The following is a 386-nucleotide window of genomic DNA, read 5'->3' as shown; positions in this document are numbered from 1 at the left end:
CTCCTTGAAGAGGTGCCCGGACGATTTGTCCTGGACAAATGATTTCGGGTTAACCCGAGACGCCCGGACAATAGCCGAGCGAATCATTTCCGATGATTTTACTCGACTAATCGATGCCGTCATAGACCCGCCACTTGGCCACAGGCGGCGCGAGGTCTTGTGCAGAGACGCAGCAGGTTCAGCGCGTTGCGCCCGCCTTGCGGGCGTTGTCCAACGGGACGATGCTGTCCTGGACCCGAGCGCCAAAGGCCTGCTCGCGCAGTTGAGCCAGTTGGTCTCGCAGCCTCGCGGCCTGTTCGAACTCGAGGTTGCGGGCGTGTTCCAGCATCTGCCTTTCGAGTTGGGCCATGCGCTTGGCCAGATCCTTCTCCGACAGCTCCTCGATC

Annotated in this window: 1 protein-coding gene; it reads right to left on the bottom strand. The window is 60.6% G+C overall.

Going from position 1 to position 386, the window contains the following annotated elements; all coding sequences use genetic code 11:
- Positions 1-178: 178 nt before the first annotated feature.
- A partial coding sequence (locus HFC70_RS26680; protein WP_168476321.1) for a UvrB/UvrC motif-containing protein occupies positions 179-386 on the bottom strand: 208 nt, incomplete at its 5' end.

It is taken from the genome of Agrobacterium sp. a22-2 (assembly GCF_012276985.1).
In the GTDB taxonomy this organism is placed as follows: domain Bacteria; phylum Pseudomonadota; class Alphaproteobacteria; order Rhizobiales; family Rhizobiaceae; genus Allorhizobium.
This window is presented reverse-complemented; position numbering and strand designations above follow the sequence as displayed.